Raw genomic sequence first — 17,345 nt, 5'->3', positions numbered from 1 at the left:
AGCTGTAGTATGGGTAAAGAACTTTCTCAGCCAGATTAACGGCTAAGAAAGTTGTATTTGTCCAGGTTTTTAAGTGCCATTCCGGTACCTCTCACTACAGCTCTGAGGGGGTCTTCGGCCACATACACCGGCAAGTCTGTTTTCATTGAGATACGCTTATCAAGCCCTCTGAGCATGCTGCCACCTCCAGCCATATAAATACCGCTGTTGTAGATATCAGCAGCCAATTCAGGGGGTGTGTTGGAGAGCGTTTCCATAATGGCGTCTTCGATGCGGATGATAGATTTATCGAGCGCACGTGCTATTTCCTTGTAGTTTACAACTACCTGTTTTGGCTTACCAGTTAGCAAGTCACGGCCTTGTACGGCCATATCGTCGGGTGGGTTATCGAGTTCATCGAGGGCAGCACCAACCTGAATTTTTATTTCTTCAGCGGTGCGATCGCCCACAAAGAGGTTGTGTTTGGTGCGCATGTAGTAGGCTATATCGTTGGTAAAGATATCGCCGGCTACTTTGATTGATTTGTCGCATACGATACCACCAAGGGCTACTACGGCAATCTCGGTAGTACCACCACCGATGTCTATGATCATATTTCCTTTGGGCTCCTGCACATCTACCCCTATACCGATAGCTGCAGCCATAGGCTCCTGAATGAGATACACCTCTTTAGCTCCGGCATGCTCAGCACTGTCGCGCACAGCGCGCTTCTCCACCTCAGTGATACCTGAGGGTATGCAAATGACCATGCGCAGTGATGGAGTAAAAAACCGATTGCGCAAGCCGGGGATACTCCTGATCATTTCCCTGATCATGTGCTCGGAGGCTTCAAAGTCTGCAATTACTCCATCCTTCAGCGGTCGGATGGTTTTAATATTCTCATGAGTTTTGCCATGCATCATACGGGCCTGGTGGCCTACGGCTATTATTTTGTTGGTGTTTCGATCTATAGCCACGATCGATGGTGCATCTACAACCACTTTATCTCTGTGGATGATCAGCGTATTGGCCGTACCGAGGTCGATGGCTATTTCTTCGGTCAGAAAATCAAAGAGTCCCATGTATCAAAAGTCTTTAAGATTGTTATCAATGTTTAAAGTGGCGATAGCCGGTAAAGACCATTGCCATGTTATGTGCATTGCAATAGTCTATGCTCAGCTGATCTTTGATAGACCCTCCCGGCTGAATAACCGCCGAGATACCTACCTGATGGGCAATCTCAACACAGTCGGGAAAGGGGAAGAACGCATCGCTGGCCATGGAGGCACCTTCAAGGTTGAGTCCGAAAGACTGTGCCTTTAGGATGGCTTGCTTCAGAGCATCAACTCTTGAAGTTTGGCCTGTGCCGGCGGCCAGCAGCATGCCGTCTTTGGCCAGCACAATGGTGTTGCTGCGGGTATGTTTGCTGATTTTGGAAGCAAACAACATATCAGCAATTTCTTTATCTGTTGGTTTTCTGTTAGTTACGTACTTCAGATCATCTACTGAATCGGTATGGTGGTCTCTGTCCTGTAAAAGGTAACCATTCAATGCTGATCTTTTGAGGATGTTACCCGGAGTGTAGGGTTTATACCTCAGTAGTATCCGATTCTTTTTTCCCAGAAGTATTTTTAAGGCTTGATCATTAAAATCTGGAGCGAGCAGCACTTCAAAAAAGATGTTCGAAATTGCTTCAGCAGTGTGTACGTCGACCGGGCAGTTGAGCGCGATGATGCCTCCGAAGGCAGAGACAGGATCGGCTTTGAGGGCGTCGGTCCATGCTTGGTAAGCGGTAGGTCTCGACGCAAGGCCACAGGCGTTGTTGTGTTTTACAATGACACACGTAGTGTCATCAAACTCGTTCAGATAGGAGAGAGCAGCATCAATGTCAAGTAAATTGTTGTAGCTAAGCTCTTTACCACTGAGCTGGGTGAAAATTTCGTCGAGATTGCCCTCAAACCAGCCCCGTTGATGTGGATTTTCACCGTAGCGCAAGGGGCGCTTTTCGGAGGTAGAGAGCGGCCAACCATTAAACCAGTGCATGATAGCTGTATCATAATGGCTGGTAATGCGGAAAGCCTCAGCGGCTAAGCTTTTTCGATAGGTCAGATCAGTGGTGCCTTCTGAGGCGATGTAATAGTTTAAAAAGTCGGAGTATTGAAATCTGGAGGAAACTATAGCGACATCGGTAAAATTTTTTGCAGCTGCCCGAATGAGGCTGATTCCGCCGATGTCTATTTTTTCAATGATTTCTTGCTCTGTACTACCCATTTTTACCGTCTCTTCGAATGGGTATAGATCGACTACCACTAAATCGAAGGGAACTATGCCGTGCTCAGAGATCTGAAGTAAGTCGTGGGGGTTAGAATCGCGCCTCAGAATACCCCCGAATATGGCAGGGTGCAGCGTCTTAACCCTTCCGCCAAGAATTTCAGGAAATTCAGTGAGCTCCTCAACAGAAAGTACGGGAATGCCTAAACTTTCGATAAACCTAAACGTACCACCAGTGGAATAGATTTCCACACCGTGTTCGTGTAATTTTTTTACTAAATGATCTAAACCCTCTTTGTAATAGACTGATATTAAGGCAGTTTTTATTTTTTTAACGGACACTCCGGCTTTTTTTAAAATTCATGCAAAGTTACATTGATTCAGGCATCACCTGACTAAGCTTATGGTTAATCAGTCGAAGTAATCACGATGTTTTTTCATAAAAAAATATCAAAAAAAATCCCACTAAAACGGGAATGGACAGATAAGTAAAAAACATCTTGGGACCAGCAATGAAAAGTGCAGCTGCTACAGTCAGGGTTACTGTGATCACGCGGCTTACCATGCCTACAGCGCCTGTAGCGAGGCCAACATTTGAGTGGCGTTCAGCTACTAACTCGAGAATAATCGGATAAGCGGGAAACATTGCTGAGCCTCCGAAGATCAAAATGCCTTTGATGAGCCATACGGGATGATGCATAGACAACAGGTACATACTCATTGATACTGCCAGAGTGGCAAAATGCAGGTACTGCGTATGCCAGCCTCGCTTTGCCACGAGGGCAACGACAGGTCCTACGCTAAAAATCCCAGCTAAAATGGCCATTCCCATAGCGCTTCCAGCTGAAGTAGAGGCTTCCGTATGTTGCAGGGCGGGTTCTAGCCAAGTGGATAAATTGTCAAACGTGCCTACGCCCAATCCTAAGATACAACCAAGTAGCAAAACAGGCTTGCTCTTCATCAATGTCTTTATCTCTGAAAAATGGAACTTCGAATGTAAAGGTTTATAATCAATTGATTTATAAGTTAATGCAATAAGTACCAATCCTGAGAGGCCAGTGATAGCTGATGGCCATAGCAGTCCGTACATACCAAAACGCTCGTAGAGGTAAACTCCAGTAAGAAGTGAGAAAGCCATTCCTGAATACATGGCAACGCTGAGGGCAGAGAGAGCCCTACTTCTTTGGGCTGGAAATAAAGTGTGTGCCACCGGTACAAAGCCATTGAGCACAAAGGGCTGGGCCACTGCTGCTAAAATCTGACAAAAGTAAAGTGTTACTAAATCTTGGCTAATAAATCGACCTAAGGCACTCAAAGCTGTAAGCAGTACTGCAAGCAAGACATATTTTTTCAGGTTTGAATCGATCAATCGTCCGGCCGGGAGAGATAGAGGCAGAAAGAATATGGGATATAGAACAGCTAACATTCCGATATGGGTGGCTGTAGTTCCCACCTCAGCTGCAATCTGGCTGACTACTGGAGCAAATGTGATCCAAATGGCTTGAGAAGAAAAAGTTAACAACAGATACCCGATAAAATAAAGCTTTTTAGGCATTAGAATTTTAAGATTTAAACCAGTCAGATACTTTTTGTTTTATGAGTTCGGTAGCCATTTTAGCAGGCACGTAATCTATGACTAAGGGAATCAGCATGGCATCAAGCTCACCTGAGATGAGCTTTTGAATATACAGCTGTGAATTTTTTTGTATTTCTGAAATATTAATTCCCGAATCTTCTTTTAGTGCCTGCATGGCATCGCGAGAAAAGTCATCAATTACACGAGTGTGTATAGGGTTAATGGTAAGATGAATGGAAGGAGGTATTATGTCTTTGCTATAACTTTTGAGTACGTGAAGAATCCAACCCCTCTTTTTCATGTTGAGGGCAAAATTGGCTACGTCTGCATTTGGGTGATACGCTGTAAGTACAATTGGCACGGAGGGTGTGGTAATCCGAAAGCCGAGCTTTTCGAGTGTCTTTTTAAAAAGTGAATTGGCCTCTGAGATATTCTTAGCGTAATATTTAAAACCATCTTCAGTCACAAATTCTAATACGGCATAGGTGGCAGCCATATGACCAACAGAGCGGGTGGAGAGCACAGCTCTGTTAACTAAGACATATCCTGGCGAATGTGCATCGACGTACATACAACCTGCTGCATACTCAGGCGTGCGAAAGAGTACCATAGAGGCACCTTTAGGAGCGTAGCCAAATTTGTGAAAATCAACAGAAATGGATTGAACTCCGGGTATTTGAAAATCAAAAGCAGGAATTGCATGACCAATCATGGACAAGAAGGGCAGCACCATGCCTCCCATGCAGGCATCAATATGTACGGGTATATCTTTCATGGCTGCTACATCGGCTATTTCGAATATTGGATCTATTGTGCCGTAGGTCCAGTTAGGAGCTGAAAGTGCAATCAAAGCAGTACTTTCAGTAATAGACTGTAGGATTTGGTGCACATGCACTCTACCTTCTGAATCGACAGGAATTTTTCTGATGTGCATTCCGAGATAGAAGGCAGCTTTGCTCATTGAGGGGTGGATTGTGTCTGGAGCAAGAATCTCAGGTGTGCCTGCCTTCCCTTGTTTTTTGAAGTGCTCACGAGCACTCAGTGCAGCTATCATTGCACTCTCTGTACCGCCGGCTGTGAAGACTCCCGTGGCTGATTCAGGAGCGTTGATCCATTGTTTTAATCTGCGGGAAATTTCTTTTTCAAAAAAAACTGCACTGCGAAAAACTGTGAAGTCTAAAGCGTTTTTATCTGCAAACATGCGATAGGCGTCGAGGGCTAGCTCTTTGATGTGGCTGTCGCCCGCATCGTATGCATAGGCAAACAGTCGACCCGTGTTGGTCGCTGTATCAGCCGCATCGATTGCCTGAAGGTTCTGGAAAATTTGGTTTCTCCTATCTGAAAATTTATCAATTGCCATATAAATCAATTCGTTGAATTCGTTCCACAAGTTTAAAAGAAAAATTGTGGTTTAAGAAAGGAAGAAATTGGATGAAAAGCACTCTGCAATAGGTACTTGAGGGTTATGGACTATGGCCGATGCAAAGATTGGCACCAGCTACCTGCGTGAAGGATAGGAGCAAAAAGCCACAACCAATGCCGACTAACATTGCCTTTTCTGGGTACACCCGAACTATTGAGTGCAAACGAAAGACTGGAAGTACACACAAAAAAAAACCGCTCTTGCGTGAAAAGAGCGGTTTTTGGGATTGGCTGTAAAAGCTTTTATTGTACAATGAATCTTCTACTGAGCGTACCGGCTGAGCTTTCGATTTGTACGAAGTAAGTTCCTGCCGGGAGTTTTCTTAGATCGAAGCTGTGTCTAAAGATTCCATTGGCCGAATTGATAAGCGCAGTGTGAACGGTGCGGCCAGTGAGGTCGATAATGCGAATGGGAAGCTCGCTCAGATCGTCGCTGAAGGTAAGCTCAAAGCGACCATCGCTGGGGTTGGGATAGAGCTTCAGCAGATGGCCGAGGGTGTTTTCGGCAAGGCCGATGCTGAACTTAAGGGTATCACACGTGGTGGCGCTGCCGCATTTGTTGAAGGCTTTCAGGCAGACAGGATAAGTACCATTGCCCGGGAAGGTAAATGTGGGATTCAGCTGGCTGCTGCTGCCCGCAGTACCGAAGGTCCAATGTACAGAGTCGGCATTGGTTACGTTGGCAGAGAAGTTCACCACATAGTTGGTAGCTGTGTAAGTGAAAGCAGCTGTAGGTTGTGGCTGTGTGCCAACGGTGACAGGGGTGCGTACATTAGAGCATGGTGCACCGGTGTAAAAAACAGTGATCTTCCATGTGTTGTTTGGTATAAAATTGAACGAAGCGTCGCAACCTGAGCCTCCGAAGGTGCGGCCTGCATGAAGCTGGAAGACAAGCGGACCTGTTACCACGCCATTAGCAATGGTGAGGCCTGAACGCACATAGGTCATAGTACCTGTGGTGGTACCTGTACCACTGAAAAGCTGAGCTTCTGACTGACCAGTGGTGATGCAGCGAAGTTGTGACCGCTGTTCGCTCATCCAGCCAGATCCAACAGCTGTGAAGTTGTACTCTACGCGAATTGAATCGACTGTGACACCAAGCGGCAGATTGATGGTCATTACTCCCGGGCAAGCCGATGAGCCGGGTAAGGCAGTAAAGTTTCGGTCTGACTGTATGTCGCCAGCTGTGTAGGTGAAAGTTTGCGAGCCGCTGAGAGAGCCATAGCCTAGGTAGTAAGTATTTTGTGCAGCTATGGACGGCACAAAGAAAGTCGGACCTGTGGCCAGTGGCGTTTGAGCAGTAGGCGATGAGAACCATTGATATGAGACGGCTGGCCAGTTTTGAGCTTTAAGAGTGATGGTATCTACACCGGCACATACCAGGGCAGTATCGGCTTTCGGAGCAAGGGGTATCTGTGTGGAATTTATTTTTATTGTGTCGTTGCTTTTGTCCTGGTCAGTTGCAAGGTTAGTGTAAGCTGTTATCTGCAAGTTAGCACCATTTGCAGTATTGATGGTGCCCAGCAGCACTGTATCCGATTGGCCGTTTTGCAGAGTACCCGTGTATGTCGAATTTAGAGTCTGGGTAATGTCACCACTGAGGATTACAACCACCGGAATATTGCTTACAGGGTCAAAACCGTTGTTTCTAATGATCATTCGCACGGGTGTACTTGTACTGCCACAGGCGAGTATCGAAGGACTATGTACTGAAGTAGTCTGAACATCGAACTGAATGGGCAGACACAATGTGACGGGTCCGACAAAAGCACTGGAGTCGCTTACAGATGGGCATTTAGTGCGGATGTAAAAGTCCATACAAGAACCTGAAGGCAGCCCGGTGACAGTAGCGGGATTGGTATTTACATTTACTATAGTTCCTACAGCTGAGCCCGGTACAAAACCAACTGGTCCCCATTCAATATCCCAGTTACCGGCATTGGTTCCGGCCTGAGTCCAGCTAAAAGTGGCTGAAGTAGCTGTGTTTCCTGTTGAAACAAAGTTTTGTGGTGCAGGGCATGCCGGGATATTTTCCACAATAATTTGATCGATAAAGACATCAGGGCCAAACCCACTTCTGGCATGAAATTCAAATCTTTGATTTTTACCAACATATGAAGTGGGTAACGTTACAATTTGTTCTACGAAAGTCGGTGCAGGGGTTGTATTGCCTGCGCCCGGGGTATTGAAAGTAGGACCACCCAGTCTGAGAATGGTATCAGCTATGCCCGTACTGTCGTTTCGGGAAAGCACAATTAGGGAATCGTTTGGATAGACCGAACTATATAAATGAGACCAATAAAACCTAAGCTGTGCTGCTTGTGAAATATGAACAAAAGGAGTGTTCATCACTGCTCTGATACCATTGCTCCATGACCAGAAATTAGCTCTTGCCAAAGTGACACCACCGGTTGTGAAGTGTGACCAGTTTTGTGTGGCAGATCCGGTTGTACTGAAAGTGAAACAAGATGGAGGCCAGGTGGTAAAGGTTTCATTAAAGGGCATAGAAACAGCAGCACATGGAGTTGTAAACGAAACAGGACCAATCCATGCACTGTAAGAAGCTGAGTTACAGCTGTCTCGTACATAAAGTTGGTATTGAGTATTGGGCTGTAAACCGGTGATGTTTATTGTGGTGCCTGTAACAGAGCCTGATACAACTTGAAGACCAGAACCGGGCGTAAAGCCTACGGTACCCACCTCCCACTGTGTGGCAGATGTAGTATTGTTTTTTGTGAAAGTAGCAGTTGCTCCGTTGATACTTACGTTCGTAACTGTAATGGCGGATGGAGGAAGACAACTCGGTATAGCTTCTACTTCAATGAAATCAATAAATACATCAGGACCAAACCCGGACCGGCCTACGAGTCTGATATCGACTTTTTTGCCAATGAAAGAAGAAGGTATTACTACGCTTTCCTGGGCAAATTGTCCTGGAGTAGTAGTGCCGCTACCTGGTGTGTTGAATGATGGACCTCCTAGTGATTGTAAGCGTGTCCAAGTAGTCGAAGTATCGATTTTTATCTCAAGAAATAAAGAGTCATTCGGATAGGTAGCATTGTACTGATGTGACCATGCATATTTTATCCATGAAGGTTGATTCAGCTGAATTCTTGGTAGTTGCATTCTGGCAGTAATTCCATTTGTCCAGCTCCAGAAATTTGCCCTTGCCAGCGAAACACCCCCGGTAGTAAAGTGAGACCAGTTTTGTGTAGCAGTACCTGTAGTAGAAAAGCTGAAACATAAAGGTGGCCAACTCAGAAAATCTTCGTAAAAAGGAAGATTAAATGTACCGCATGTGGTGGCTCCAAAAAGAGCCGTCGTCCAGTTAGATACAGTCGTCAAATCACATCGCGAGCGTAGATAAAAGTGGTACTGAGTACTTTGATTGAGACCTGTTATGGTATGCTGACTACCAGTAATTCCAGTAATAATCGTCCCGGTTCCTATTGTAAACCCAACTGGACCGTATTCAATTTCAAATGTCACATTGGCATTCGGAGCCCAGCCAAGTGTAATTTGAGTACTGTCTGCATTTACGACACTAAATCCTGTCGGAACTGAACACTGAGGTGTAAAAGTGAACGGTCCTTGCCATACAGAAGTATCTGTGGAGCTACAAATGTTTCGAATGAATACAGCCATTTGTACCCCTGAAGTCAAACCTGTAAAATTGTACGTAGTTCCTGTCGTTACGGTAACAGTTGTTCCTTGTCCAAGCGTAAGTGGAGCAGGGCCAAATTGTAACTGATATCCGATGGACGGGTTCAGAGCAGCCCAGTTTGCAGTGGCTGAATTGTGTGTAATGTTGGTAAACGAAACACTGCCCGGAGCAAAGCAAGAAGGTACAGCCCAGTTATAGGTTAGGCCTTGAGCCGGTAGATTGTTTGAAACAAAAGGCATGGCCGCTGTATTTGTTGTACCCGGTACAGCGTTAGCCCATGTAGAAGTAGTAGTTACATTTCTGAAGTCGGTATTTGAAAAGCCCCTGAGCCCAACCTGACCCGTAACGCTAGTGCCTGTATTAGGTGTTGCAAATCGGCCATAAACGATACTGACGGAATTGGTCGTTTCGTGCAGACGTATTTGAAAGTTTATAGTATCAGCGGTATTGGCAGAGCCGAATCTCCTGTAGTTAGTCCACTGTACTATGCAAATCCTGTTTGGAGCAGTACCTATGGTTTGCAGTCGGATCTCTGATGCATTACCGTTTGCCTGAAGGTCGCGGTTAAAGCCACAAATAGTCGCTTGTTTGTTGGCCGGAGCAGTAGAGGTACTGCTAATGGCAGTGTATCCGGCCCCTGTCATATTAACAGCTTGATTTCCATCGGCTGAGATACCGAGACGAATCAGACCATCGGCCCGAATACCGAGGCGATCGTATGTCACACCATTATATACAAAGTTGAAACCAATGGGAAATCCAGGACCTGTTTCTGTAGTACCTCCAAGCGGCTGAGCGGGATCTACAAATCTTTGGTCGTCAGTAGACGCGTTACCTAATACTACTCCACCAGTTATTGGAATATATGTTCCAAGGCTATCGATCGTAAAAATATACGAATTGATTTGACCTTTTGCAGTAAACAAGAGTAATCCTATACATCCAAGCAAAAACGTAATTCTTTTCATGATTTAGAATTTTTAAAATAACAAATTTAAATGAATCAATCTACAGTGTATAGAAATGTTACAGAGGTTACAAATTATTTGCTTTAAAAAATGAATTTTAGCAAAATTTTAAACGTTTTAGCTGAAAATGAGTCAAGATGCGCTTCAATTGACAAAATCTATTAAACATAATGTGTTGGAAATTAATGATTATCTTTTAGACGGAAAGATCGTTCCTTGGAATGGCCCATTTACCAAGGTGTATTCCCCCATCAAGAGCGAACCTGCAGAGAATTCTTTTTATGAATACTTAGGCTCATACCCTGATATGGACGAGGTAGCTGCTTTGGCTGCTCTCAATGCAGCCTGTAAGGCATATGACCGCGGTCGGGGACTTTGGCCTACAATGGCAGTAGAAGACCGGATTGCAGCAATTGAAAAATTTGCTAAACTGGCCAATGCCCAACGCGAACAAATCGTACAACTCCTTATGTGGGAGATCGGTAAATCGCGCACGGATGCCGAAAAAGAATTCGACCGCACCATTGAGTACATTTATCTAACTGTCGATGAGCTCAAAAATCTTGAGCGCACGCAGTCGAGATTTGTCATTGAGAAGGGAATTATCGGGCAGATTCGCCGTACTCCGCTTGGAGTGGTACTTGTCATGGGGCCTTACAACTATCCTTTTAATGAGACGTACACTTTAGTTATTCCTGCCCTTATAATGGGAAATACGGTGGTAATGAAACCACCAAGGCCTGGTGTTTTGATGCATTATTATCTACAGAAAGCTTTTCAAGAGGCCTTTCCTCCAGGAGTTATAAATTATGTATATGGCAAGGGAAGTGTAGTAGTACCACCGCTTATGCAGTCAGGCCGGGTAAATGTACTAGCCATGATAGGAACGAGTCGCGTAGCTGACTCACTAAAAAAAATGCATCCCAAGTCCAATCGGCTCAAGTCTATCTTAGGTCTTGATGCCAAAAATCCGGCTATTATCCTTCCTGATGCTGACATTTCAGTAGCTACCTCTGAGTGTATCACAGGTGCATTTTCATTCAATGGTCAACGATGCACGGCCATTAAAATCATTTTTGTTCATCGAAGTTTAGCTGATGCATTTTTAAAAGAATTTTCAGCTAAAGCTGATGCGTTGAAAGTAGGTTTGCCTTGGGAGGAAAAGGTCAACATTACACCACTGGCCGACGAAAACAAGCCAAAGTATCTTCAGGAAATCGTAGAAGACGCTCTTCAGAAAGGGGCTACCATTCAAAACGCATATGGAGGTATCAGAAAGGATCCATTTTACTCACCTACAGTTCTTTATCCAGTTAACGATACGATGCGTATTTACCACGAAGAGCAATTTGGGCCAGTAGTGCCCGTTGTGCCTTACAGTGATCTTGAAGAAATTTTCGATTATCTCGAAAATTCTAAATACGGCCAGCAGGTCAGTATTTTTGGTAATTCTCCTCAACAGATTGGCCTCCTCACTGATCAACTGGTAAACATGGTAAGCCGTGTCAACATCAACAGTCAATGTCAGCGCGGCCCTGATATCTTGCCGTTTACCGGTCGCAAAGATTCTGCAGAAGGTACATTATCGGTGTACGATGCTCTTAGATCGTTTTCCATCCGTTCGGTAGTGGCAGCTAAAATGGATGAACATAGTAAAGTCTTACTTCGAGAGATTGTGAATCAAGGTCACTCTCACTTCATTTCAACTCGATTTGTCTTTTAAAAAACAATTATTTCTTGCGGAAGAAAATATCTATAGGAACGCCTTTGAAATCAAAGTTCGTTCTGATTGTATTTTCCACAAACCTCTTATATGGATCCTTGATGTACTGAGGTAAATTCGCAAAAAACGCAAATTGTGGTCGCGGAGTTGGTAATTGTGTAATGTATTTTATCGAAATGCTCTTGCCTTTATACACGGGGGGTGGCTGATTTTCAAAAATGGGCAATAGCAACTCGTTAAGTTGTCTGGTGGGTATTCTTGTTTTACGTCGCTTATATACCTCAAGAGCTTCTTCTAAGGTTTTCAAAAGTCTAATTTTATCTGTGGCCGATATAAATAAAATCGGCACATCGTCAAAGGGTTTAATTTTTTCTAATATCGCATTTCTGAATGCGGTAGCCGTTTCATGCGATTTATCAGTTAAATCCCACTTGTTAACGGCTATTACTACTCCTTTATGGTTTTTCTCTATTAAGTGAAAAATGCTTAAGTCCTGAGATTCAATACCTCTTGAAGCATCAAGCATTAAAATACAGACATCTGAATTTTCAATCGCCTTAATGGCACGCATTACAGAGTAAAATTCCAGATCCTCGGTAACTTTACCTTTTTTACGAAGACCTGCAGTATCTACCAGATAAAAATCAAAACCAAACATAGTATAGCGCGTATGTACAGCATCGCGTGTAGTGCCGGCTACTTCAGATACTATGTGCTGATCGCGACCGGTAAGGGCGTTTAAAAAACTCGATTTTCCAACGTTTGGGCGACCGACTACGCAAATTCTTGGCAGCTCTTCGGTGTAATCGATACTCTTATCCGCTTCTTGGGGCAAATAGCTAATGACTTTATCAAGCAATTCGCCAGTGCCATGACCATTAATGGCCGATACAGGAAATGTGTCTTTAAAGCCTAATTTTAAAAACTCAGAAATAGCAAAATCATCAGACGGACTGTCAATTTTATTAACTGCAAGTATGTGAGGCTTTTTACTTTTTCGAATAAGTTCGGCCACTTCCTCATCGAGGGGGGTGAGTCCTTCACGACCATCAGTCACAAAGATGATCACATGGGCTTCTTCAATAGCTAGTCGAGCTTGTTTGCGTATTTCAGCCTCGAAACTATCGTCTGAGCCTTCTGTATAACCTCCAGTATCAACTATTGTAAAAGAATGATTTAACCACTCCGCTGGGGCATAGATTCGATCACGAGTCACCCCCGGTGTGTCATCTACTATAGCCTCTCGCCTGCCTGTGAGACGGTTGAAAAGGGTTGATTTGCCAACGTTTGGCCTGCCTACAATCGATACTATTCCTGCCATAATGCGCTGCGAACACTTCTTAAAGTGCCTCTTTTAAGTGAATTATGGCTGTTCTTGTGTAGTGGTGTTCTGATTTTGAGGAGTGGAAGCTGGTATTTCTACTCCTTCAGTTATCTGGCTCTTGGTTTCTGATTCAGTATCTGATGAACCAGTGCTTATGTTGATGATCAGCACTAAGACAACCAGCAAAATAGATAATGTCCATGTAGCTCTATCGAGAAAATCTGAGGATTTTTGTACGCCACCAAATAGGTTTGTAGTGCTGCTTCCAAAGGCTGATGACAAGCCGCCACCTTTTGGATTTTGCACCATTACCACCAGGATAAGAAGCAGACATACAATCACCGTAAGTACAACAAGTAAAGTAAGCATACTTATTTTTTCTTTTTTAATTCTTGAATTCGGCGTGCAAAATAACTGCTTTTTTCCGGATTTTTCAACTTTAAAATTTCTAAAGCCTGGATAGCCTTGTCCACATGACCCTGGGCAATGTAGAGTTCGGCGAGGGTTTCCGTCATCAAGTCAGGTGTAGTTTCTGTATATTTAATGGATAAATCTTTCTGTTCTTCTACTGCCTTTGTGCTGGGTGATTTTGGTTTTATTTGAATATTTCCGGATAAAAAGTTATCGATAATTTTGAGCTTTTCAAATTTTTTATTTGCATTGTTTTTTGAATTTGTTTCACTTGAATTTTGAGGTGATAATCGGTCTTTAAGGTCATTTTCTTTACTAGAATTTTCTTCAAATCTGTGTAAGGTTTTTAACCATTTTGAAAAAATGTCTTCCTCATCATTCAATTCTTCTGATTTATTTACAATTGACGTTTCAATGAATTCTTCCTTTACTTCATGAGAATAAAACTTTTCATTTTCAAAGCTAATTTCTGAGGTAGTAATAGAATTGTTATTTGATATTTCAGTATCATCAATAGAATGAATTAGCGCATGATTATCGCTCTTGCTCTGTACATTATTTTGATTTTCTTTTGTGTTATCTACAGTAGTATTATCCTCATTAAAGTTTTCAACTATATGAGCGCTCTCTGAAATACTCGAGTCATCATTAATAGTAGTACTTCTTTCAATTTTTGTAACTGTTAAGTCAAACACTACTTGTATTTCATTTTCAAGGTTTTGAGAAGTATTTTGATTTTCTTCATTTGTAGGCTCAACAGATTTTTGTTCTACTAGTGGCTTATCTGTTTCATCGCTATCTCTTTTATCTTCATTTGGCTTAGATTCCATTGTTGCGTATTTTGATTTTAGAGCTTCTAATTTTTTTAAAATGTTTGAAGCTCTATTTTTTACCTCTTTTAGTTTTTCATTGTCACTTACATCTTCGAGAGAACTTTCTTTTGTTATATCTTTCTTTGTACTCTGGGCTTTTTCCTCCTTGGAATTTGTATTTTCAATCGGTGGAATTTTTTTCTCTTCTTTATTTAGACTGGGTGGAGATAAAAATTGATTGGAATTTTCACTTACTGGATTTAAGTTATCTGATATATTTTTTTTATTATCACTTTTGTTATTATTTTTGCTATTTTGCTGACCGAATTTTGCTCTTATTTTCTCTCGAATGGCATCCAGATTATTTTCACTGATATTTTGTTTTTCCTTTTCTTCTGATTTAAGATTACTTTCAATTTTCTCTTTTGATTCTGGTATTTCTGTATTTACTGATTTAATCTCATTTTCCTCGAAGTGTTGATTATATTGATGTGTAACAGATGCAGAATCCTCTTTGTTTCTTTCTGAAATATTGGTTGGAATTTGTGAATTATCCTGAGTATTTGGGTCATTTAATAAATTTTTTTCAAACTTTTCATCCGAAGAAGTTTCCGGTCTTACTATTGAAGGTTCCAATGAATTATGCAATGTATTCTTTGAAGTATTTGCTTCCTCTAAATTTTGTTTTTTTTCATTTCTTAAATCGTCAATTTTATCAAATTCCTGTACATAAACTGGAGCTTGGTAATATTTTACTACTTTTGCAATGTTTGACCCATGTATTATATTAAACAATTTCGTTCTACTATTTATTGCAGCGGCAGTAAGTTTTAGTTGTGTATTGAAGTTGTAATTTTCCTGCTTTTTTAGGAAATACACATAGGCTAATTGAACAATAGAGCTATATGGATGTTGATGTGCGTATTGTTTGAGCAAGTCTACATCTTGTAGCTCAATTTGATCAAAATTTTCTATTAATTCTTTTAATCGCTGCATGTTACCAATTAACGATTGCTTTATTCAAAATATTTTCAGCTAACTCTCTATTAATTTGTTCTATCAATTGATTTTCAATAGATGCGACATTTGCATCAGCAGGAAAGTCGATAAATCGTGAAAATTTTTCTTCAAAATTTTTGGAACTATCCAATTTATTAGTAAATTTTACTTTTACAGAAATCGTAAATCGAGTTTGTGCAGCTGATTGATTACCTTGAGGTGCAAGTGGTACGAAGGAGTATTCAATAATTGATCCTTCAAAATGTAAATCTCCATCTTCAGGTTTTAATTTGAGAGGAGTTTGTTGTAATATTATATCTTTTAATTTTTCAGTAAATTGTAAGCTAAGATTTGGATTTATTATCGGAGCGTAATTTGGAAATAAGTCCACTGAAAAAGTCTTTGCTTCACCTACATTGCCGCCAGTGAAACTGTAACCTCCACTACACGCATAGATCAAGAAGAACAAGAAAGCATCGATTGTTTTTTTCACTGCAGGTTATATTGTTTAATTTTTCTATACAGTGTTCTTTCTGAAATACCAAGTTCTTCTGCGGCTAATTTTCGTTTCCCATTGTGTTTTTCAAGGGCTTTTTTTATGAGTTCGATTTCTCTTTTTTCAAGGGAAAGAACTTCCTCTGCCATGGGTTCTACTTCAGCTTCTTCAAAGTCTTCTTGTGAAGCCCCGTTTATGTTGATGGGATTCACATGAGGTGCATTTATTCCCTCGTTAACAATGATTCCTGGATTATTTACAATAGGTGACGAGGAAAATGGTTCAGATGTTCTAAAAACTTTCTGTATTAAAGTGGAATTTTCTTCTGCAAATCTGCCTGAATTAATACCGCCTGATTTTATGAGTTCTAATGTTATGGCTTTTAAATCGTTCAAGTCGTTTCGCATGTCGAAGAGAATTTTATATAAAATCTCTCTTTCGCTAGCAAAATCGGCATTGGATGAGTTAGCAGAAGTATGTAAAGCTGGTAGGGTACTTTTATCGATATCTGGCATATAACTTTTTAATACCTCTGCTGTAATTTCTCTGTTTGTTTCTACTACGGATATTTGTTCTGCTAAATTTCTTAACTGACGAATATTACCTGGCCATCTGTAGTTTTTTAAAAGTTCTTCCGCTTCTTTTGTTAGTTTAAGTGGAGGTTGTCTGTATTTTTCAGCAAAATCGAGGCAAAATTTTTTAAAAATCAATGGAATATCTTCCTTTCTTTCTCGTAGAGGAGGCAAATGAATTTCGACTGTGTTTAATCTATAATATAGATCTTCGCGAAATTTGTGTTTGCTTACAGCTTCAAGCATGTTAACATTTGTGGCAGCCACGATTCGGACGTCAGTTTTTTGAATTTTTGATGAGCCAACTTTTATAAATTCACCTGTTTCTAATACCCTCAATAATCGCACCTGTGTTTGTAGGGGAAGTTCAGCAACTTCATCGAGGAAAATAGTTCCTCCATCTGCTTCTTCAAAGTAGCCTTTTCGAGTAGAAAGAGCTCCTGTAAATGCACCTTTTTCATGTCCAAAAAGCTCTGAATCAATAGTTCCTTCAGGTATAGCTCCACAGTTTACAGCTATATAGGGCTTATGCTTGCGATGTGAAAGCGCATGAATAATTTTTGGAATATTTTCTTTTCCGACACCACTTTCACCTGTTACAAGTACGGATATGTCCGTGTTAGCTACTTGTATAGCTTTTTCAAGTGCGCGATCGAGTAGGGGAGAGTTCCCAATTATACCAAATCGCATTTTTATTTCTTGTAGCTGACTCATTGTATTATGTATATGAGTTCTAAGGGCTGCTTTTGATGAATTTTTGTTGTGGTGAGTTTATTGATCACATAGGGAGCCTTTGCTCTCACATTTACCTTGTAAGCCATAGGCAATTTGCGCTTAAATTTTAACTGCATATTATTTCCAGTCCATATCGATGACCAAATCAATGAATCTTTTCTATCGTAGATAAAAACTTCAAAAGGAACCATTAAATTTCCAATACATAAATCGTTGTTTTTATCTGCAATACACAAATGTAATTCTCCTGTTTTTTTTATATTTTCATACACAACTTTAAACGTTAAATTATCGTCGATCCATCTTCCATTATCATAGGTTTGTGAATATACTTTTTTCAAGAAGAAACATGATAGAAATACAAGTAGATAGAAGAGCTTTTTTTGGTTCATC

Annotated in this window: 12 protein-coding genes; 1 reads left to right on the top strand and 11 read right to left on the bottom strand. The window is 41.5% G+C overall.

Annotation, left to right across the window (positions count from 1 at the left end):
* Nucleotides 1–35 precede the first annotated feature (35 nt).
* The 5 genes from ACK4EX_RS00500 to ACK4EX_RS00480 all read right to left on the bottom strand — a co-directional run bounded on the left by ACK4EX_RS00500 (nt 36) and on the right by ACK4EX_RS00480 (nt 9,880).
* Nucleotides 36–1,061: a rod shape-determining protein gene (locus tag ACK4EX_RS00500; protein WP_409768630.1), complete on the bottom strand. Its 1,026-nt coding sequence runs from the start codon at nt 1,059–1,061 to the stop codon at nt 36–38.
* 25 nt (nt 1,062–1,086) lie between these two features.
* Nucleotides 1,087–2,592 carry a bifunctional phosphoribosylaminoimidazolecarboxamide formyltransferase/IMP cyclohydrolase gene (purH, locus tag ACK4EX_RS00495; protein WP_409768627.1) on the bottom strand — a complete coding sequence of 502 codons (1,506 nt, stop codon included), beginning with the start codon at nt 2,590–2,592 and terminating at the stop codon, nt 1,087–1,089.
* Nucleotides 2,593–2,674: 82 nt separating this feature from the next.
* Nucleotides 2,675–3,805 (bottom strand): MFS transporter, encoded by a 1,131-nt coding sequence (locus ACK4EX_RS00490; protein ID WP_409768624.1) that lies wholly within the window; start codon nt 3,803–3,805, stop codon nt 2,675–2,677.
* Nucleotides 3,806–3,812: 7 nt separating this feature from the next.
* On the bottom strand, nt 3,813–5,186 hold the full coding sequence (locus tag ACK4EX_RS00485; protein WP_409768621.1) for a pyridoxal phosphate-dependent decarboxylase family protein: 1,374 nt from the start codon (nt 5,184–5,186) through the stop codon (nt 3,813–3,815).
* Between the two features lie 305 nt (nt 5,187–5,491).
* Nucleotides 5,492–9,880 carry a fibronectin type III domain-containing protein gene (locus ACK4EX_RS00480; RefSeq protein WP_409768618.1) on the bottom strand — a complete coding sequence of 1,463 codons (4,389 nt, stop codon included), beginning with the start codon at nt 9,878–9,880 and terminating at the stop codon, nt 5,492–5,494.
* 127 nt (nt 9,881–10,007) lie between these two features.
* On the opposite strand from ACK4EX_RS00480, the gene ACK4EX_RS00475 reads away from it, so the two are divergent.
* On the top strand, nt 10,008–11,603 hold the full coding sequence (locus ACK4EX_RS00475) for an NADP-dependent glyceraldehyde-3-phosphate dehydrogenase (RefSeq protein ID WP_409768615.1): 1,596 nt from the start codon (nt 10,008–10,010) through the stop codon (nt 11,601–11,603).
* Between the two features lie 7 nt (nt 11,604–11,610).
* Here ACK4EX_RS00475 and der read toward each other — a convergent pair whose 3' ends face one another.
* The 6 genes from der to ACK4EX_RS00445 are packed head-to-tail and all read right to left on the bottom strand — an operon-like array spanning nt 11,611 to nt 17,344.
* Nucleotides 11,611–12,924 (bottom strand): ribosome biogenesis GTPase Der, encoded by a 1,314-nt coding sequence (gene der / locus ACK4EX_RS00470; protein ID WP_409768611.1) that lies wholly within the window; start codon nt 12,922–12,924, stop codon nt 11,611–11,613.
* Nucleotides 12,925–12,966: 42 nt separating this feature from the next.
* On the bottom strand, nt 12,967–13,296 hold the full coding sequence (gene secG / locus ACK4EX_RS00465; RefSeq protein ID WP_409768608.1) for a preprotein translocase subunit SecG: 330 nt from the start codon (nt 13,294–13,296) through the stop codon (nt 12,967–12,969).
* A 2-nt stretch (nt 13,297–13,298) separates the two neighbouring features.
* On the bottom strand, nt 13,299–15,146 hold the full coding sequence (locus tag ACK4EX_RS00460) for a hypothetical protein (RefSeq protein ID WP_409768605.1): 1,848 nt from the start codon (nt 15,144–15,146) through the stop codon (nt 13,299–13,301).
* A 1-nt stretch (nt 15,147) separates the two neighbouring features.
* Nucleotides 15,148–15,642, bottom strand: coding sequence for an LPS assembly lipoprotein LptE (gene lptE / locus ACK4EX_RS00455; protein ID WP_409768602.1), 495 nt, complete (start codon nt 15,640–15,642; stop codon nt 15,148–15,150).
* Nucleotides 15,639–16,931 (bottom strand): sigma-54 interaction domain-containing protein, encoded by a 1,293-nt coding sequence (locus tag ACK4EX_RS00450; protein ID WP_409768599.1) that lies wholly within the window; start codon nt 16,929–16,931, stop codon nt 15,639–15,641. Before ACK4EX_RS00450 ends, lptE begins: the two co-directional genes overlap by 4 nt.
* The gene (locus tag ACK4EX_RS00445; RefSeq protein ID WP_409768596.1) at nt 16,928–17,344 is read right to left on the bottom strand and encodes a hypothetical protein; all 417 of its coding nucleotides are present in this window, start codon (nt 17,342–17,344) and stop codon (nt 16,928–16,930) included. The genes ACK4EX_RS00450 and ACK4EX_RS00445 overlap by 4 nt, the downstream gene beginning before the upstream one ends.
* Between the last annotated feature and the right edge of the window lies 1 nt (nt 17,345).

It is taken from the genome of Thermaurantimonas sp. (assembly GCF_046299575.1).
Taxonomy (GTDB): Bacteria; Bacteroidota; Bacteroidia; order Flavobacteriales; family Schleiferiaceae; genus Thermaurantimonas.
The sequence above is the reverse complement of the archived record's forward strand: the minus strand, read 5'-3'. Positions and strand labels throughout refer to the sequence as shown.